The 596-nt window shown below is 47.1% G+C and carries 1 protein-coding gene; it reads left to right on the forward strand.

Going from position 1 to position 596, the window contains the following annotated elements; all coding sequences use genetic code 11:
- Nucleotides 1-596 (forward strand): U32 family peptidase (locus R7Q11_RS27800; RefSeq protein ID WP_225467188.1); only part of this gene is annotated, 596 nt, incomplete at both ends.

The raw sequence follows: 596 nt of genomic DNA on the forward strand, positions 1-596 counted from the left end.
ATGGCTTACTCTGGTCGTTGCCTGCTTTCTGGTTACATTAACAAGCGTGACCCTAACCAAGGTACATGTACTAACGCATGTCGTTGGGAATACAAAGTTGAAGAAGGCAAAGAAAACGACGCTGGCGACATCGTTGAGAAGTTTGACCCAACTGAAGCACAGCCTGTTGAAGTTCAAGACGAGCGCCCTGAAGCCACTATCGGTCGTGGTAAACCAACGGATGAAGTGGTTCTGCTTTCTGAAGCGCATCGTCCAGAAGAAAAAATGGCTGCCTACGAAGATGAACACGGCACTTACATCATGAACTCAAAAGACCTACGAGCGGTTCAGCACGTAGAGCGTCTAACTAAGATGGGTGTTCACTCACTAAAAATCGAAGGCCGCACTAAGTCGTTCTACTACTGCGCACGTACAGCGCAAGTTTACCGTAAAGCGATCGACGACGCAGTTGCAGGTAAACCATTCGATGAAAGCCTAATGGGTACACTAGAAAGCCTAGCTCATCGTGGTTACACAGAAGGTTTCCTACGTCGTCATACACATGATACTTACCAAAACTACGACTACGGTTACTCAGTCTCTGACGCACAACAATT

Source organism: Vibrio sp. 970 (genome assembly GCF_033339075.1).